The sequence below is a fragment of the Deefgea piscis genome (genome assembly GCF_019665785.1).
Taxonomy (GTDB): domain Bacteria; phylum Pseudomonadota; class Gammaproteobacteria; order Burkholderiales; family Chitinibacteraceae; genus Deefgea.
This window is the reverse complement of sequence record NZ_CP081149.1, coordinates 1,043,790-1,060,412: the sequence shown is the minus strand read 5'-3', so window position 1 is coordinate 1,060,412 and position 16,623 is coordinate 1,043,790. Positions and strand designations below refer to the sequence as shown.

Annotated in this window: 13 protein-coding genes and 2 tRNA genes; 13 read left to right on the top strand and 2 right to left on the bottom strand. The window is 49.4% G+C overall.

Translation table 11 applies throughout. The features are described from left to right. The first annotated feature begins 39 nt into the window (after window positions 1-39). From K4H25_RS04985 to K4H25_RS04935, 11 genes are all read left to right on the top strand, one after another. Complete coding sequence (locus tag K4H25_RS04985) at window positions 40-1,554, top strand: hypothetical protein (protein WP_221022277.1); 1,515 nt, start codon at window positions 40-42, stop codon at window positions 1,552-1,554. A gap of 65 nt (window positions 1,555-1,619) precedes the next feature. Beyond that, window positions 1,620-1,709, top strand: a tRNA-Ser gene (locus K4H25_RS04980). A 65-nt stretch (window positions 1,710-1,774) separates the two neighbouring features. Further along, window positions 1,775-1,864 (top strand) — tRNA-Ser (locus K4H25_RS04975). Window positions 1,865-2,035: 171 nt separating this feature from the next. Continuing rightward, window positions 2,036-3,055, top strand: coding sequence for a methionine ABC transporter ATP-binding protein (locus tag K4H25_RS04970; RefSeq protein WP_221022276.1), 1,020 nt, complete (start codon window positions 2,036-2,038; stop codon window positions 3,053-3,055). Continuing rightward, complete coding sequence (locus tag K4H25_RS04965; protein WP_173533324.1) at window positions 3,049-3,717, top strand: methionine ABC transporter permease; 669 nt, start codon at window positions 3,049-3,051, stop codon at window positions 3,715-3,717. The genes K4H25_RS04970 and K4H25_RS04965 overlap by 7 nt, the downstream gene beginning before the upstream one ends. Window positions 3,718-3,881: 164 nt before the next feature. Beyond that, a complete protein-coding gene (locus K4H25_RS04960; protein WP_221022275.1) occupies window positions 3,882-4,658 on the top strand; it encodes a MetQ/NlpA family ABC transporter substrate-binding protein in 777 nt (258 codons plus the stop codon). A gap of 136 nt (window positions 4,659-4,794) precedes the next feature. Next, window positions 4,795-6,615: an adenylate/guanylate cyclase domain-containing protein gene (locus K4H25_RS04955; RefSeq protein WP_221022274.1), complete on the top strand. Its 1,821-nt coding sequence runs from the start codon at window positions 4,795-4,797 to the stop codon at window positions 6,613-6,615. Beyond that, complete coding sequence (locus K4H25_RS04950) at window positions 6,612-7,127, top strand: SH3 domain-containing protein (protein ID WP_221022273.1); 516 nt, start codon at window positions 6,612-6,614, stop codon at window positions 7,125-7,127. The genes K4H25_RS04955 and K4H25_RS04950 overlap by 4 nt, the downstream gene beginning before the upstream one ends. Continuing rightward, window positions 7,124-7,996, top strand: a complete 873-nt coding sequence (locus K4H25_RS04945) for a M48 family metalloprotease (RefSeq protein ID WP_221022272.1) — start codon at window positions 7,124-7,126, stop codon at window positions 7,994-7,996. Before K4H25_RS04950 ends, K4H25_RS04945 begins: the two co-directional genes overlap by 4 nt. Window positions 7,997-8,231: 235 nt before the next feature. Then, the gene (pepP, locus tag K4H25_RS04940) at window positions 8,232-9,539 is read left to right on the top strand and encodes a Xaa-Pro aminopeptidase (RefSeq protein WP_221022271.1); all 1,308 of its coding nucleotides are present in this window, start codon (window positions 8,232-8,234) and stop codon (window positions 9,537-9,539) included. A gap of 142 nt (window positions 9,540-9,681) precedes the next feature. Continuing rightward, window positions 9,682-10,851, top strand: coding sequence for an FAD-dependent monooxygenase (locus K4H25_RS04935; RefSeq protein WP_221022270.1), 1,170 nt, complete (start codon window positions 9,682-9,684; stop codon window positions 10,849-10,851). Window positions 10,852-11,088: 237 nt separating this feature from the next. Here K4H25_RS04935 and metE read toward each other — a convergent pair whose 3' ends face one another. Further along, window positions 11,089-13,467, bottom strand: a complete 2,379-nt coding sequence (metE, locus tag K4H25_RS04930) for a 5-methyltetrahydropteroyltriglutamate--homocysteine S-methyltransferase (protein ID WP_221022269.1) — start codon at window positions 13,465-13,467, stop codon at window positions 11,089-11,091. Window positions 13,468-13,563: 96 nt separating this feature from the next. Here metE and K4H25_RS04925 point away from each other — a divergent pair, with 96 nt between their 5' ends. Both K4H25_RS04925 and K4H25_RS04920 read left to right on the top strand, forming a co-directional pair. Next, window positions 13,564-14,484: a LysR family transcriptional regulator gene (locus tag K4H25_RS04925; RefSeq protein WP_221022268.1), complete on the top strand. Its 921-nt coding sequence runs from the start codon at window positions 13,564-13,566 to the stop codon at window positions 14,482-14,484. Window positions 14,485-14,796: 312 nt separating this feature from the next. After that, a complete protein-coding gene (locus K4H25_RS04920; RefSeq protein WP_221022267.1) occupies window positions 14,797-15,360 on the top strand; it encodes an ankyrin repeat domain-containing protein in 564 nt (187 codons plus the stop codon). Between the two features lie 358 nt (window positions 15,361-15,718). Here the strand turns inward: K4H25_RS04920 and K4H25_RS04915 are convergent, their stop codons facing one another. Further along, window positions 15,719-16,396: a 4'-phosphopantetheinyl transferase family protein gene (locus tag K4H25_RS04915; RefSeq protein ID WP_221022266.1), complete on the bottom strand. Its 678-nt coding sequence runs from the start codon at window positions 16,394-16,396 to the stop codon at window positions 15,719-15,721. Window positions 16,397-16,623 lie beyond the last annotated feature (227 nt).

Below are 16,623 nucleotides of genomic sequence, written 5' to 3'. Positions count from 1 at the left end.
AAAAAATCAAAAATAGCTAAATTAGCCCGGAAGCCTATCATGTTCGATTTTAAAAGCCTCATTAACGCCTTGCTCGGAAAAAATAAAAACGAAGGGGTTTATGACCTAAAGTCTGCTACCGTTATGATGAATGAATTGCCCGAAAGTGACATATTGCAAGCTCAAATTGAAATCATCAAAGCATTACAACAAATTAATAGCAATCCACGCACCAATATCAAAGAACGTTTTAAAACCATTCCATATTTAGATGAAAAAGCGCGTACGCTACAAAATCATTTAGTCGCCATTTACCAAGGCAAACTCCTCGACGACGATGCTAGCCCTAGTCAGGTATTGCCAAGTTTGCTCGCTTTTTGGAATGAAATGGGCGACGGTTATCGCCTCTGTATTAAACAAGCCAGCGCCAGCCTTCCACGCGGCCTCGAAAAAGATCTACCGTTGTTTACCTTGCGTGGCTTAATGTATTTTGCCGAGCAAGCGCGCTGGTCTTATTTGCGTTATCTAGAATTAGATAGTCGAACTTGGCGCAATTTGAATCGCCTCTACTTATTTGCTGAGCAAAAAGGCTTTGCAACTCAACCATTGCAACCCTACCCCAATGCAGAAATTACCGATATTCGTCGAGAGTTCATTCAACTCTTAATGCTATCGCTTGCCGTGCCCGAAAAACTACAATCGGCACAGATTGAATTGATCATTCAGTGGCTCAAGCGTTGGGCGAGTCGTGTCGATCTGGAAGTACAAATCAAACCCAATCGTCAGCTATTTGCCATTAACATTGCTGGCTCAACGCCTCCAAAACGACTGCGCCGCGATATGGTCGGTGAAAATTGGCGCTATTGGTTTACAGAAACCCTCACACTGCACATTAAAGATACCATTGAAAAATTACAGCAAGGCATCGATCCAATTGAGTTAGGTTTACCCATTGAATCAGTACAAGTGGCTAATTTAGATTTAATGCAGAATTTAATCAATTTATGGTCACGCGACACCCCCACCCCTGTACGCAAAGCTGAGCGCCATATAAGCCAAAAATCAATTCAAGTAACTCGTGGCTTAGATGATGTGATTGCTCGCTTAAGCGGTGAAGCCAATCCATCAGAAACCGCCAGCTGGACATTAGACAATGAAAGTAGCACCGGCATCGGCATCAACTATCAAACCAGCCGTGATGATCAATTGCAGGTGGGTGAAATTGTCGGACTCGATGGCATCGGCCGAAATGCAGTATCCATCGGCATCGTTAGACGCCTCACCAAAAAACGCGACGGACAAGTCAATGCTGGAATTGAAACCATTTCGCAAACCCCCATTGTGGTGGAACTGACACCACTACTGGGTAATCGCAGCTTTTTAGGGATTTACTCACCAGAAAACGCCGCTCTCCAGCAGGCTCGGTTTTTAGTGATACCCCAAGCATTTTTTGCCGATAACCGTGAGTTTCGTTTAGCCGCACAAGGCAAAAGCTATCGCATTCGACTCACGCCAGTGATTGAACACACCGCCAGCGCATCCTTGGCAAATTTCGCTGTTTTAGAAAAATTATAAAAAATTTTAAAAAAAAGCGAGACAAACAGCCAAATGCTTGCTATGATGCGCACCTGTTCAAGAACGGAAGCGTGGCTGAGTGGTTTAAGGCAGCGGTCTTGAAAACCGTCGAGGATGTGAGTCCTCCCAGAGTTCGAATCTCTGCGCTTCCGCCAAATGAACACAATAATTAAGCTCTGACGCTGTCGGGGCTTTTTTATTCAGATACAAAATAAAGTACGGAAGCGTGGCTGAGTGGTTTAAGGCAGCGGTCTTGAAAACCGTCGAGGATGTGAGTCCTCCCAGAGTTCGAATCTCTGCGCTTCCGCCAAAAATTTAAAACCCACTGACTTGTCAGTGGGTTTTGTTTTTTCTAGCGCGGATTTTATTTCCCCCGCGTAATGACGCGCAACATTGCGCTTAAGTTCACACATTTACCTTGCCGTATTGAATCGACGGATTAAATACTACGCCAGTCAGTTCAGCGGCCAATAGGTTAGCCATGATCCAGTTAAAAAACTTAAGTAAATCTTATCGTGTCGACGGCAAAGACATTCCTGCCCTCAAGCGCATTGATCTCAATATTGAGGCTGGCGAAATTTTTGGGGTGATTGGTCACTCTGGTGCCGGTAAATCCACACTGATTCGTTTGATCAATTTACTCGAGCGTCCTAGCGGTGGCACTGTTTTGCTCGATGACATCGACCTCACCACGCTCTCAACAGCAGAACTGCGTTTAGAGCGACAGAAAATTGGCATGATTTTCCAGCATTTCAATTTGCTGTCAGCCAAAACCGTTGCCAACAATATTGCCTTTCCATTGCAAGTGGCTGGTCGGCTCAATAAAACCCAAATCGGGCAGCGCGTTGCCGAATTACTCGATTTAGTTGGCTTAAGTGAACACGCCGACAAATATCCAGCCCAGCTCTCTGGTGGCCAAAAACAACGCGTCGGTATTGCCCGCGCGCTGGCTAATAATCCTAAGTTATTGCTTTGTGACGAAGCCACCAGTGCACTGGATCCGCAAACCACGCAATCGGTGTTGCAGCTCTTATTAGAAATCAATCAAAAGCTCAATCTGACGATTGTATTAATCACGCATGAAATGGACGTGATTCGCACCGTTTGCGATCGTGTTGCCGTGATTGATGGCGGTGAAATTGTCGAAATGGGACCAGTAACGCAAGTCTTTTTACACCCCAAACACCCAACCACTCGCCGCTTTGTATTTGAAAGCGAGCACATTGATGAAAACAAACAGTTTGAAGACTTTGCCCATGTGCCTGGCAAGATCGTTCGACTGACTTTCATTGGTGAATCAACGTATAAATCGCTACTTGGCGATATGGCACGCGATTTTGGTATTGATTTTTCAATTTTGGCCGGCCGCATCGAGCGCATCAAAGGTACTGCGTGTGGTCAACTGACCCTCGCATTTACCGGCGCTGAGAGTGGCGTTGCCGCCGCCTTAGCGCGCTTTACCGCCGAAGGCATTGATTTTGAGGAGTTACGAGCATGCTAAATGAATTGATGAGCAATATCGATTGGAGCGAAATTGGCTACGCCACGCTAGATACCTTATCCATGCTCGGTGGCTCGCTGTTGTTTACGCTCATTTTGGGTTTACCACTGGGTGTATTGTTGTTTTTAACCGCTAAGCGCCAGCTATTAGAGCAGCCTTATGTCTACGGCGTATTGTCCTTTTTGGTCAATATTCTACGCTCAGTCCCATTTGTGATCTTATTGATCATTATGATTCCATTTACCGTGCTTCTAACTGGCACTTCACTTGGGGTTGCTGGCGCAATTCCACCCTTGGTGGTGGGTGCAACGCCATTTTTTGCGCGCTTGGTCGAAACCGCTTTACGTGAAGTGGATCGCGGCATTATTGAAGCCACGCAAGCCATGGGCGCCAATACGCGACAAATCGTGTTTAAAGCCTTACTACCTGAAGCGATGCCCGGCATGATGGCCGCCGTGACCGTCACTGCGATTACCTTGGTGTCGTATGCCGCAATGTCAGGTGTGATTGGTGGCGGTGGCTTAGGTGATTTGGCGATTCGCTTTGGTTATCAACGCTTTCAAACCGATGTGATGGTCGTCACCGTGGTCTTGCTTCTGGTCTTGGTGCAAGTTTTACAAATGATCGGCGATCGCCTAGTGATTCATTTTAGTCGGAAATAAGCTGCGCTTGAATTAGTAAAGAACAAACCATTCTATAAAGTTCATCGCAAATAACTTACAATGATTTTCATCTTGTGCCGCAGCGGAAAACCCTTATCCCACGGCACAACTAAACACTGCACAATCTATCTTGTAAGTTTAATTATTTTGCTTGGATGCTAAAGATGAAAAAAACACTCACTGCTATTGCCCTTGCTACGCTGGCTTTTTCTGCGCACGCTGCTGACAAACTCTCGATTGGTGCGACTGCAGTACCGCACGCTGAAATTCTCGAGTTTGTTAAACCAACGCTAGCCAAACAAGGCGTTGACTTAGAAATTAAAGTCTTCACTGACTATGTACAGCCTAATGTGCAAGTGGCCGAGAAACGCCTTGATGGTAATTTCTTTCAACATCAGCCGTACTTGAATGAATTTAACAAAGGCAAAGGCACTAATCTGGTGAGTGTGGTCGGAGAACACGTTGAGCCATTTGGCGCTTATTCAAGCAAAGTTAAAAAATTGGCTGACCTTAAAAATGGCGCGACCATCGCTATTCCTAATGATGCTACCAACGGCGGCCGTGCTTTACTCTTGCTCGACAAAGCCGGTGTGATCAAGCTCAAAGACAATAAAAACATTTTGGCAACCAGCAAAGACATCGTTCAAAACCCGAAAAAACTTAAAATCCGTGAGTTAGAAGCAGCTACCTTGCCACGTATTTTGGGCCAAGTTGATGTTGCTTTGATCAACACCAACTACGCACTTGAAGCAAAATTGAACCCACTCAAAGACGCTTTGATTATCGAAGGTAACGACTCACCGTATGTCAATATCTTGGTGGCGCGTCCAGACAATAAAGACAGTGCGGCAATGAAAAAACTCGGTGCAGCTTTGCATAGCCCAGAAACCAAGAAATTCATTTTAGAAAAATACCAAGGCGCCGTGATTCCAGCGTTTTAATTGGCCCTAAGCCATCGGGCAAAGTGCCTAGATATCAATGGCGGTATTGTTTAAAATAAACCACAAAGAGGTAAAGCCACGCTTTACCTCTTTTTCCATTATTTAAACCCAAGGCTTACTGTGATATCGCAACCTTATGCTGCGTAAACATCCGTATTTCGCACTCTGGGCCTTGTTGGCCAGTCTCATTGTGCTCGATTTTGTTGGCGTGCAATTTGGCCAAATCGCCGATCAACGTTTTGGCGATGTGTTACAACGCCAATTAGCCAACGCGCGCCCTGCGCATTCCGATATTGTCGTGGTCAATATCGATCAAAAAAGTCTCGAAGATCTCGCCGCCGATGCCGGCCGCTGGCCTTGGCCACGCTCGATTCATGCTGAACTGATTCATTACATCGCAGCCCAAAAACCGCAAGCCATCGTTTTCGATTTATTGTTTAATGAGCGCGATGTATTTCGTCCGGAACATGACCAAGCATTACGCGCAGCCGCCCAAGCAGAAAACAAAGTCTATTTTCCCTACCTCACTTTAAGTGATGGCCAAGCCTCACCCATCAAAGATCTACCAAAAAAACTGGGTATATTACCGCAACCCATATTTGATAAAGACGCTAAAGCAATACTACTACTGCCATGGGTACTTAATCCCGAGCAATGGCAAGGTGGCACCATTAATTTTAATGCCGATAGCGATGGCATTGGCCGTCACTATTCGATGTATCAAAACATTGCCGGCTGGCACATCCCATCACTCCCTGCGCGCTTAGCGCGAGATTTTAATTGGCCAATGCCCCAAGCTGAGCGCATGCGAATTCATTGGCAAACGCAGCGTCAGCATATCTCGTATTCCGATCTTTATCAGGCCGCCAATCGCGAGCATTCCGGCCGCTCGATGAATGAATTTACTGACAAAATCGTGATCATCGGCACCGCAGCGCCAGGCCTACAAGATTTACGCCCAACCACGATGGGGCCGCTCTATCCTGGGGTGGATATTTTGGCAACGGCCATCGACAACCTGAAATACCAAGATTGGCTGATCGAATCGCCGCGCGCGCCGTATGGCTTACTCGCACTCTTACTTTGCAGCTTACTCGCGTGGGGTTTTGCTCGCGGCATCAACACCATGCGCTTAGCGCTCGGCTTGATCTTGACTAGCGGTTTAACGCTCGGCTTGATGTGGTTGGGATTGACCCACAATTACTATTTACCGCTGTTCTCATCTTTATTGTGGGCTTGGGCTTATTTTTGGCTGGCGGCGCTGATCGCGTATTGGGCCGAAAAAAACTCGCGTGAACATGCAGTAGCGCTGTTTTCTCGATTTTTGGACGCGCGCGTCGTTAAGCAACTGATTGCCAGTGGCGATATTGATTTAGGCCAAGTAGCTCAATCAAAAGAAATCACCGTGTTATTTTCCGATATTCGCGGCTTTACTTCGCTATCAGAAAAACACGATCCAGCGGCGATAGTGCAACTACTCAATCAATACTTTACCTTGCAAGTGGACATTATTTTTAAGCATGGCGGCACGCTAGATAAATTTATTGGTGACGCCATCATGGCCTTTTGGGGCGCGCCGGCCAACGATACCGAGCATGCACAGCATGCCGTTGCCGCAGCGCTGGAAATGTCGGCGGCGCTGGACGCGTTTAAACAGCAATTAAGCGATATTGAACATTTTGAGATTGGCATTGGCCTACACACCGGCCCCGCCGTGGTTGGCCTGATTGGCTCGGCATCACGCTTGGATTACACGGCGATTGGCGATACAGTGAATCTAGCATCCAGAATCGAAGGGCTCACCAAAGGCTGTGCGCGAATTTTAGTCTCAGACGCCACCCGCGCCGCGTGCGAAGCGAGCTTTGCACCCTTTGAATTTATTGCCCACGGCCAGCATCCGGTCAAAGGCCGTGAGCAAAACGTTTTATTATTTGAACCCAAGGAGAAAGCACTTTGAAGCCTATCGTTTGCGCCCTGCTCTTACTGATCGCTCAGTCTGCCCTCGCCGATAGCGGTACCGTCATTCGCAATAGTGATTTACGCGAAAAACCTTTTTCCGACTCACGCAGCATTGCCACTTTAAGCAGCAATAGCAAAATTGAGATCCAAAAAAATCAAGGCGCGTGGATGCAAGTTAAAACCCCTCAAGGGCAAGTGGGCTGGATTAAACTGCTTAACGTTCGCACCCAATCAGGTACGCGCAATAATGGCCTCTCCACACTTGGCAATGTAATCAAAACCGGCTCGTCAGGACAAACCGTGACCACCGGCGTGAAAGGCCTGTCTGCCGAACAAATCCAAACCGCCGAGCCGAATATGGCTGAAGTCAATAAAATGGAAAGCTATTCAAGCTCGAATGCAGAAGCCAGCCGACTCGCCAGACAAGCCCAGCTCAGCCCGAAAAAAGTAGCACCGCTCAGCAATAGCAACACCAGCGTCAATACGCCAAATACCGGGAGACGTCCATGATCCGCCGCCTATGTCTTAGCCTCGTCGCCGCTGGTGCGCTCAGCGCCCCAGCACACGCTTTTGATTTAAACGAGCTGAGTAAATACCTCACGCCAGAAAACATCGAATCGGCGACCAAAATCATTAATAACACGGTTCAAGCCAACCAAGTGGTCGGTCCGCGCCAAGAAGTCATCATGGGCCAAAATGTAATGGCCACCTTGCTTGGCGCTGCGCCTTTAGTCAAAGATGCCGCGCTGCAACGCTACGTCAATCAAGTGGGTACTTGGATTGCTTCGCAGTCGGCGCAACCGCAGCTCAATTGGCATTTTGGCGTGATTGATAGCCCCAATATCAATGCCTTTGCTGCGCCCGGCGGTTATGTGTTGATTACCCGGGGTTTATTAAATCAATTGCGTAGCGAAGCTGAGCTGGCGGCGATTTTGGCGCATGAAATCAGTCATGTGATCAATAAAGACCAAATCGAAGCGATGAAAAGCAGCAATCGCGGTGCGATTACCGAAGAGCTCATCACTGCCGTACTCAATTACAAAGTCCAAGGCGAGCGGCTGGATCTGGCTAAAAAAGCCACCAAAGCCGCCACCGAGGGTCTGTATATCAAAGGGCTGTCTAAAGACACCGAATATGCGGCTGATCTCAACGGCATGCTGCTGGCGGCACGCGCCGGCTACAACCCTTATGCCATGGTGAGCATGCTGCAAACCTTAGGCAATGTCAGCCCGAGCGATAGTGCGGTAGCGCTGTTTTTTAGCACCCATCCTAGTCCGCAAGATCGAATCGATCAGATCGACAGTAAAATTGGTGATCAACTCGAAGCCTACGCCAATGGTGTTGATAACACCGCTCGATTTAGCAAAATTGCTCGCTAAGTTTCAAGGGTCTGTTGACGTTTGGTTTGCCAGCCGCGTTTGTACGGATTTTGGCCTGAGGCAAGGCACGAAGCGCACAACTTAGTCATTCTAAGTCAGCGCTTTGTAACGCAGCATCAGGCCAAAAGCCGCTTGCTTTCCAGCATCTGTCTTTACTTGGTAAAAATTGACGGCCGTGCCCCGTGGCGCGGCCGTATAATTACCCTCTGCCTTGAGGGCTTCACTCGGAGTTTGTATGTCTGCATTGATTAACGCTTGCACTACCCGCCGCGCCAACCTCGCCGCTCGTTTAGAGCCCGGCATTGTCATCGTACCGAGCAGCCAAGAGATTCTTCGCAATGCCGACAGTCATTACCCATTTCGCTTTGATTCTGGCTTTTACTATTTAACTGGCTTTACTGAGCCCGATGCCGTTTTGGTGCAAGTCATCAGTAAAGATCAAGTGCAAAATATTCTGTTCTGCCGCGCCAAAGATATTGAGCGCGAAATCTGGGATGGTTACCGCTTTGGCCCGGCCGCAGCAGCCGAACAGTTCGGTTTTGATGCCGCCTACCCCATTGAAGAGCTCGATATGCGGATGGCAAAACTCATCCAAAATCAGCCGCGTATCTATTACCCACTGGCCAAAGAAATGCGCTGGGATCGCCGTATCAATCGCTGGTTGAGCGATGTGCGTGGCCTTGCGCGCACTGGTGTGAGTGCACCGACAACAATCCTTGACGTACGCGCTACGCTCGATGAAATGCGCCTGATTAAAGACGCCTACGAAGTGGGTATCTTGCGCCAAGCAGCGCAAATAAACACTCAGGCGCATATACGTGCTATGCAATTTGCCAAAGCTGGGCAAATGGAATATCAAGTCGAAGCCGAAATCTTGCACGACTATTATCGCCAAGGCAGCCGCTCTCCGGCTTATAACAGCATCGTCGCCAGCGGCGCCAATAGCTGCGTGCTGCATTACGGCGAAAACAATGCCCGCATGAATGACGGTGATTTATTGCTGATCGACGCCGGTTGCGAAGTGGCTGGCTACGCCAGCGACATCACCCGCACTTTCCCAGTTAACGGAAAATTCAGCCCAGCACAACGCGCCGTGTACGAAATCACCCTTGCCGCGCAAGAAGCTGCCTTGGCGAGCATTTATGCTGGCAGCACTTGGAATGCCCCGCATGACGCCGCCACTCGCGTGCTGGCGCAAGGCATGATCGACTTGAAATTGCTCAAGGGCACGCTCGATGAAGTCATCGAAAAAGAAAGCTATAAGCAGTTTTATATGCACCGCACCGGCCACTGGATGGGCTTGGACGTGCACGATTGCGGCGCGTATAAAATCGATGGTGAATGGCGCAAACTAGCAGCCGGTATGGTGATGACGGTTGAACCGGGCTTTTATATTCGCCCCGCCGCCAATGTACCCAAAGAGTTCGAAAACATCGGCATTCGTATCGAAGACGATGTACTGGTGACTGCTGACGGTTATGAAAATCTCACCGCAGCCTGCCCAAAAACCATCGCCGACATTGAAGCGATCATGGCAAAATAAGCCAGCCAACCCAAGACCGCCGCCTTGTGCGGCGCGCTTGGGCAAGCATCAATGCACTGCTTATATCATCCATGCACTGCTTATTATTTATTGTTTTCTGTTGGTACTTTAAAACACCAGACCAAACCGCTTTAGGAATCTCATGCTGATCAGCAAACTTCCACCGCATGTTGACATTGTGATCGTTGGCGGCGGCCCAGTTGGCGCCTTACTCGCTCAGCGCCTTTACGCCAGCGGGCACGATGCGCTATTGGTCGAAGCCAAATCATCGATCGGCAATGATCCGCGCGCCTTAGCGATTGCGTATGCCAGCCAACAAAGCCTGGCCGCCAGCCAGCTGTGGGCCGATTCACTCGCAGCAACGCCGATTACCCAAGTGCACGTTTCGCAAGCGGGGACTTTAGGGCGCACTGTGCTCAATGCCGATGAGCTGAACTTACCCATGCTCGGCAGCGTGGTGAAATACCAAAATCTGGCGCAATACGCGCTCGATCAACTCAGCTCTGGCCCCGCACGTTTGGCGCTCGCCAGTAAAGTCACCCGCATCCAGCGCTTGGCGCGCTTTGCGCAACTGACTTTAGCCACACCTAGCGGTGAGCAAAAAATATCCTGCCGCTTGGTGATCTTGGCCGATGGTGGGCAGTTACTCAATCAACTGCCAGAAATTCGCCAAACGATTAAATCTTACGAACAGCACGCGGTGCTTGCCACGCTGACACCTAAGCAGCCACACAAGGGTATTGCCTTTGAGCGCTTTGCCGATGATGGCCCGCTGGCATTACTCCCTACCGGTAATGACTACACCTTGGTGTGGACGCAAACACCGGAACAAGCGGCAGCGCGTTTAACGCTATCTGATACCGATTTTATTGCCGAAGTCGAACAACGCTTTGCCGATCGTGTCGCTGGATTTGCTGCGGTGACTGGCCGTGCTAGCTGGCCGCTGGCGTTAAAAACCGTCAATTCTGTGGTCGGCCAGCGCGTGGTACTGATTGGTAATGCCGCGCAAACACTGCATCCTGTTGCTGGGCAAGGCTTAAATTTAGGCTTACGCGATGCCAGCACGCTTGCCGATGTATTGGCCGCCACGCCAGCGCGTGAACTGGGCGAAGCGGCGAGTTTGGCGCGCTACGCCAAATTGCGCTCGCGCGATGCAGGTCTGGTAACCGTCGTGACCGATCAATTGATTACGCTGTTTGATTCTTCATCGTTGCCGCTCAAACATGCGCGCAGCTTGGGCTTATTGGCCATGGACCAATGCGCTTGGCTGCGCCGAGGATTTGCCGAACGCATGGTATACGGCGCGCGCTAAGCAAAAATCCACCGCGCAAACGGTACTGAAACAAGCCGACGCAGAGACGCAGAGACGCAGAGCAAACCAAAGAAAAGAAAAGAAAAGAAAAGAAAATCGCAGTTTTAATCGCCGTATTTTCGGCCGATTTAAATTCTGAATTAGCCTTTCTCTGCGCCTCTGCGTCTCTGCGTCTCTGCGTCAAAAAGATTTTCTAAGACCGCCCAAACGATAGATTTTTTGCTCGCAACCTCAGCATCAGGCCAATGAGACTGGATCAATCTCTGCCGCGCCATGACAAGCGCAAGCGCCCTGCGCGCTGGTACTGATTGGTGACGAATCAAACACCAAGGTTTTACCCGCAGCAATCGCCGCTCGCGCTTGCTGCGTCGCCAGCAGCATATGCTGTAATGCCGCCTCAGTCTCTGGCCAGCCGCGCGTTTTTAGACCGCAATCGGGGTTAATCCATAAACGCTCCGCCGGCACCACTTCTAGCGCTTTGGCGATTAAACGCAGCATTTCATTAACGGACGCCACGCGTGGGCTGTGAATATCGTAAACGCCCGGGCCAATTTCATTCGGATACTGAAAGCTGCCAAACGCCTCGAGTAGCTTCATATCGGAGCGGCTGGTTTCGATGGTAATCACATCGGCATCCATCGCGGCAATCTCGGGCAAAATATCGTTAAATTCCGAATAGCACATATGAGTGTGAATTTGCGTGGCATTGCCAACGCCCGACGCCGAAACGCGAAACGCCTGTCCAGCCCAAGCCAAATAATTCGCCCATTGGGATTTTTTTAGCGGCAAGCCTTCGCGAAACGCTGGCTCGTCAATTTGGATCATCCCAATGCCAGCCGCTTCAAGGTCTTGCACCTCATCGCGAATCGCCAAGGCAATTTGTTGGCAAGTTAAGGCACGCGGCTGATCATCGCGCACAAACGACCATTGCAAAATCGTCACCGGCCCGGTCAACATACCCTTAATCGGTTTCGTAGTCAGGCTTTGCGCGTAAGTCGACCAAGCCACGGTCATTGCTTGCGGGCGGCTCACGTCGCCAAACAAAATCGGCGGCTTCACGCAGCGGCTACCGTAGCTTTGCACCCACGCCAATTGCGTAAAGGCAAAACCGGCCAATTGTTCACCAAAATATTCGACCATATCATTGCGCTCGGCCTCGCCATGCACCAAAACATCAATGCCCAGCGCGTCTTGCTTTTGCACTGCCAAAGCAATTTCGGCCTGCATCGCCAATTCATAATCGGCTGCGCTTAACTTACCTTGTTTAAACGCAGCGCGGGCAGCACGAATCTGGCTAGTTTGTGGGAAAGAACCAATAGTGGTCGTGGGTAGCGGTGGTAAATGAAAACGCTGTTGCTGCGCGGTTTGGCGCTCAGCAAATGGCGCGTGGCGTTGATCAAATTGCGGCGGTAAATTGGCCAAACGCCCAGCAACGGCTGGATTATGAATTCGCGTCGAGGCGCGGCGCGCGGCTTGTGAATACGCATTGAGCGCCAAAATATCGCCAACATCGCTGCCAGTAATGGCTTTTTTAAGCACGCTCAGTTCAGCCAACTTTTGCTTAGCAAACGCCAACCAAGACTTTAATTCAGTGTCGAGCTGGGTTTCTTGTTCTAAATCGACTGGGCAATGCAGCAAGGAGCATGATGGCGCCAACCAAAGGTATCCACCTAGCGCCTTTGCTGGCTCAGCAATAGCGGCCAATACCTTATTTAAATCGCTAGCCCAAATATTGCGGCCATCAATCACGCCCAAAGAGAGCACTTTATTTTTTGGCCAAATCGCCGTAAACGCCGCCAATTGCGCCGGTGCGCGCACCAAATCCAAATGCACCCCAGCCACCGGCAAATCCGCCAATAATTGTGCGTGCGACTCAACCGAATCGAAATACGTCGCCAATAAAATTTGCGTGCCTTTGCCAGCCAGCGCTTGATACGTTGGCGCAAATGCCGCCAGCCATTGCTGCGGCAGCTCTAAAGCTAAAATCGGCTCATCGAGTTGTAATAAGCGCACGCCTTTGGCCGATAGCTTTTCAATAATGGCGGTATAGCGCGCTAGCACTTTAGGCAAAAGGTCTAGCTTGTTATACCCGTCTTTAGCTTTGGCTAACCACAAAAAAGTCAATGGGCCGGGCAACACCGCTTTCACTGCGTGGCCTTGGGTTTGCGCGTCTTCAATTTCATGAAAAAACCATTCAACACCGCCATCAAACGTGCTCTCGCTTGACAGCTCAGGCACCAAATAATGGTAATTGGTATCAAAATATTTGGTCATTTCCAGCGCTGGTTGCTCGGCATTGCCGCGAGCCAAGGCAAAATACTGGCTTAAACTCAGGCGTTTAGGATCAAAACCAAAGCGCTCTGGCAAGCAGCCCAATAAAGCGGCGGTATTTAAAATCTGATCGTACCAAGCAAAATCGCCCACGCTGACCCAATCGAGATCGGCTTCGCTTTGCCAAGCCCAGTGGCGACGGCGCAAGGTCTGGCCGACGTTGACTAATTCGGCCTCAGAGATTTCGTCACGCCAAAATTTTTCTAAGGCAAATTTCAATTCGCGCTGCGCGCCAATGCGGGGAAAACCTAAAATATGCGCCTTAGCAGTATGAGTCGTAGTCATCACAAACACCTCTTTCTATGAATAGTATTTGCATCATACGGCGCTGTTGATTATGATTACAGTTCATTATTTTCACACCAGCCATGAGAATTACTAATGCAGTCACTCCTCGAATTGCGTCACCTAAAAACCATTCTTGCAATTCAAGACAGCGGCAGCTTAACGCGCGCTGCTGAGCGGCTGCATTTAACCCAATCGGCTTTATCGCACCAAGTGCGTTTGCTCGAAGACCATTACGGCCTGCCGCTGTTTGCGCGTAAATCAACGCCACTCAAACTCACCGCCGCCGGTGAAAAGCTGGCTTTATTAGCGCAAACGGTATTGCCAACGATTGCCAGCACCGAGCGCGACATTGCGCGTTTACGCGAAGGCCAAGCCGGGCAATTACGCATCGCGGTCGAATGCCACACGTGTTTTGATTGGTTAATGCCAGCGATGGATCAATTTCGCCAACATTGGCCCGAGGTCGAGCTCGATATCGTATCGGGCTTTCATGCCGATCCGGTGCAGCTGTTATTTGAAGATCGCGCCGATTTGGCGATTGTGTCTGAAGTTGAGCCCCACGCCGGTTTAAGCCATTTACCGCTCTTTAGCTACGATATGGTTGCGCTACTAGCGAGCGATCATGCGCTGGCGAATAAGCCGTATTTAGACGCCGAAGATTTTGCCAATGAAACGCTGATTACTTATCCCGTACCTGATGAAATGCTCGATTTATTGCGCAAGGTACTCAAACCAGCCGGCATCAACCCCAAACGCCGCCCAACTGAGCTCACCGTGGCAATGCTGCAATTAGTCGCTAGCCGCCGAGGGATTGCAGCCTTACCACGCTGGAGCGTGCAGCATTATTTAGAGCGCGGTTATGTCGTCGCCAAACCGATTACCCAGCAAGGCTTGACGTCAGAACTCTACGCCGCCATGCCCATCGAGCGCAGTCATAGCGTGTATTTAGCTGATTTTGTTGAGATTATGCGCAGCGTGAGTGTGCAAACCTTGCCCGGCGTGAGTCTGCTTTAAGGTGCGACAAGCTGCGGAAGTACACCGAGTTAAATCTGCAGTCGAGCGACAATGAGCGCAGCGGATTGCGCCTAATTAGCCGTAAATAAACATCACAACTCACGAATTGATTCAGTGGGTTGAGAGGCGGCAGCCGAACCAAAGCAAATGCACAATGATAATGGGTAGGTACGATTAGCGTAGCGTAATCGTACGCATGCCATTCCTCCGATTACGCTGCGCTAATCGGAGCTACAATGCTGCATATTATTCAGCGGTTGCAATAAAAGGTGGCGATCCATATAAAAACGCTCAGAAGGAGTCTTGCGATAAATGCAATCAAAAATGAAATGGTGGGCTTTTTTTGCGGTGACGTTGACAATTGTATTCGGTGCTTGGCTTGCAATTAAACCAAGCAAAGAATATGAGTTATTAATCGCAATTCAATCAAAAAATAAAATCGCAGCAAAAAAGATGCTTCTTAGTGGTGATATTGATATGAATGCTAAATTGGGCGGGGATAAGCGTACATTTTTGCACGCAGCAGTAGAACAACATGACTTTGAAACATTAAAACTATTGCTGAAATTAGGGGCTGTGGTTGACGCAACAAATTCGCATAATGAGACACCACTATATATCGCGGCATACCAACAAGATACAAATATGGTTTCATTGCTTTTGAATAATGGAGCAAACCCTAATTTTGCAGATTCAGAGTATGGCTATTATCCTTTGTTTTTTACTGTAAAAAATCAAAATACAGCAGCATCTTCCATCTTATTACGGCACGGGGCATCCCCATGCATACAAACTAAGAGTGGTCTTACGGCATATAGTCTAGCGGTTCAAAAAAACCTGAATGAGCTTGCTGCTGAAATGCCTACTTGTAAATAAACACGGTAAATTGAATTTGTATGGCGCTGCGCCTGCGCATCTCGTATGTTGGGGTGTTGCAGTTATGGCTGACGGCCAACATTTACCGCGATTGTTGGGCTGCGCAAGCTCAGCACCAACCTACAAAAACCTTCTACCCTGAGCCTACAGCGGCTTATTCCCCAGTCGTTCCAACCGAGCATTAGCCCTAGTTTGCTGGTGGTGAAATTGGTCAGCGTACTAGCGACAGTCGATCAGTTTGAGTGGATCAATCGAGTCAGATTTTGCACCAACTCGCTATGCCTAAGGCAAACGCAATTGGCAGACTCGGGTAACAAACTCGGTTATCAAACCCAACGTCAACAGCCCCTAAGCAATCTCAAGCAATCTCAAGCAATAACTGCCAGTCATCCGTTGGATTTAACTGCTGCCAAACTTGCGGCGTATCGCTGGCTAAGGCCAATAAAACATTGGGTTTCACCTCCCAAACCTGCAACAACCACGGATGCGCATCCGGGCTATGGCAAGTCCATTGGCCTTGCTCGAGCAACAAGACAAAGCGCGCTAAACCGCCAACAAGGCCCAGCCCCAAGGCTTTGAGCAAGGCTTCTTTGGCCACCCAAAGGGTATAAAAAGCGCGCAACTGCGCCGCACCCTTCAACGCGCCCAGCCACGCGGTCTCGCGTGGGTCAAAATATTGCTCGGCAATCGCCAAGCATTGCCGACGGGCGCGTATCGTTTCTAAATCAACGCCAACCCGCCCCTGCCCTAAGGCCGCCGCGCAAAAATTTTGCCCATGACTCCAAGACAATCCGCCCGAAAATGGCCAATCTACCGCCACAGGGCGGCCTTTATCGTCTTGGCTTAGCGCCAATTGGCGGTGATTTTTTTGCAATAATTGCTGGGCCAAAGCCCGTGCGGCCAAAAACTGACCACGGCGAGCCTGATTTTGAATTTGCGATAAACGCGCCAATTGCAGCGCATTCAATTGATCAATAGTGCTGGAAAAATCAGCCTCTGGATCAATAGACTGAAATTGAAAATATGAACTTAACACAGCTTAAATCCCAAACTTAAATAGAGCCCTGCCATCAAGCAAAACGGATATAAAAGCGCAATCGACGACACAAAATCGGCACCAAGCTCACGCGTCCTTGGATTGGCTCTTTCATACAACGACAACGCCTTGGCCAACAAGATTAACGTAAGAAATCCATTGATTCATCAAGCAAAAAGCGGATTTGCCAGCAGCTGAGTTGCTGGCAAATCCGCTTCAACACCAGT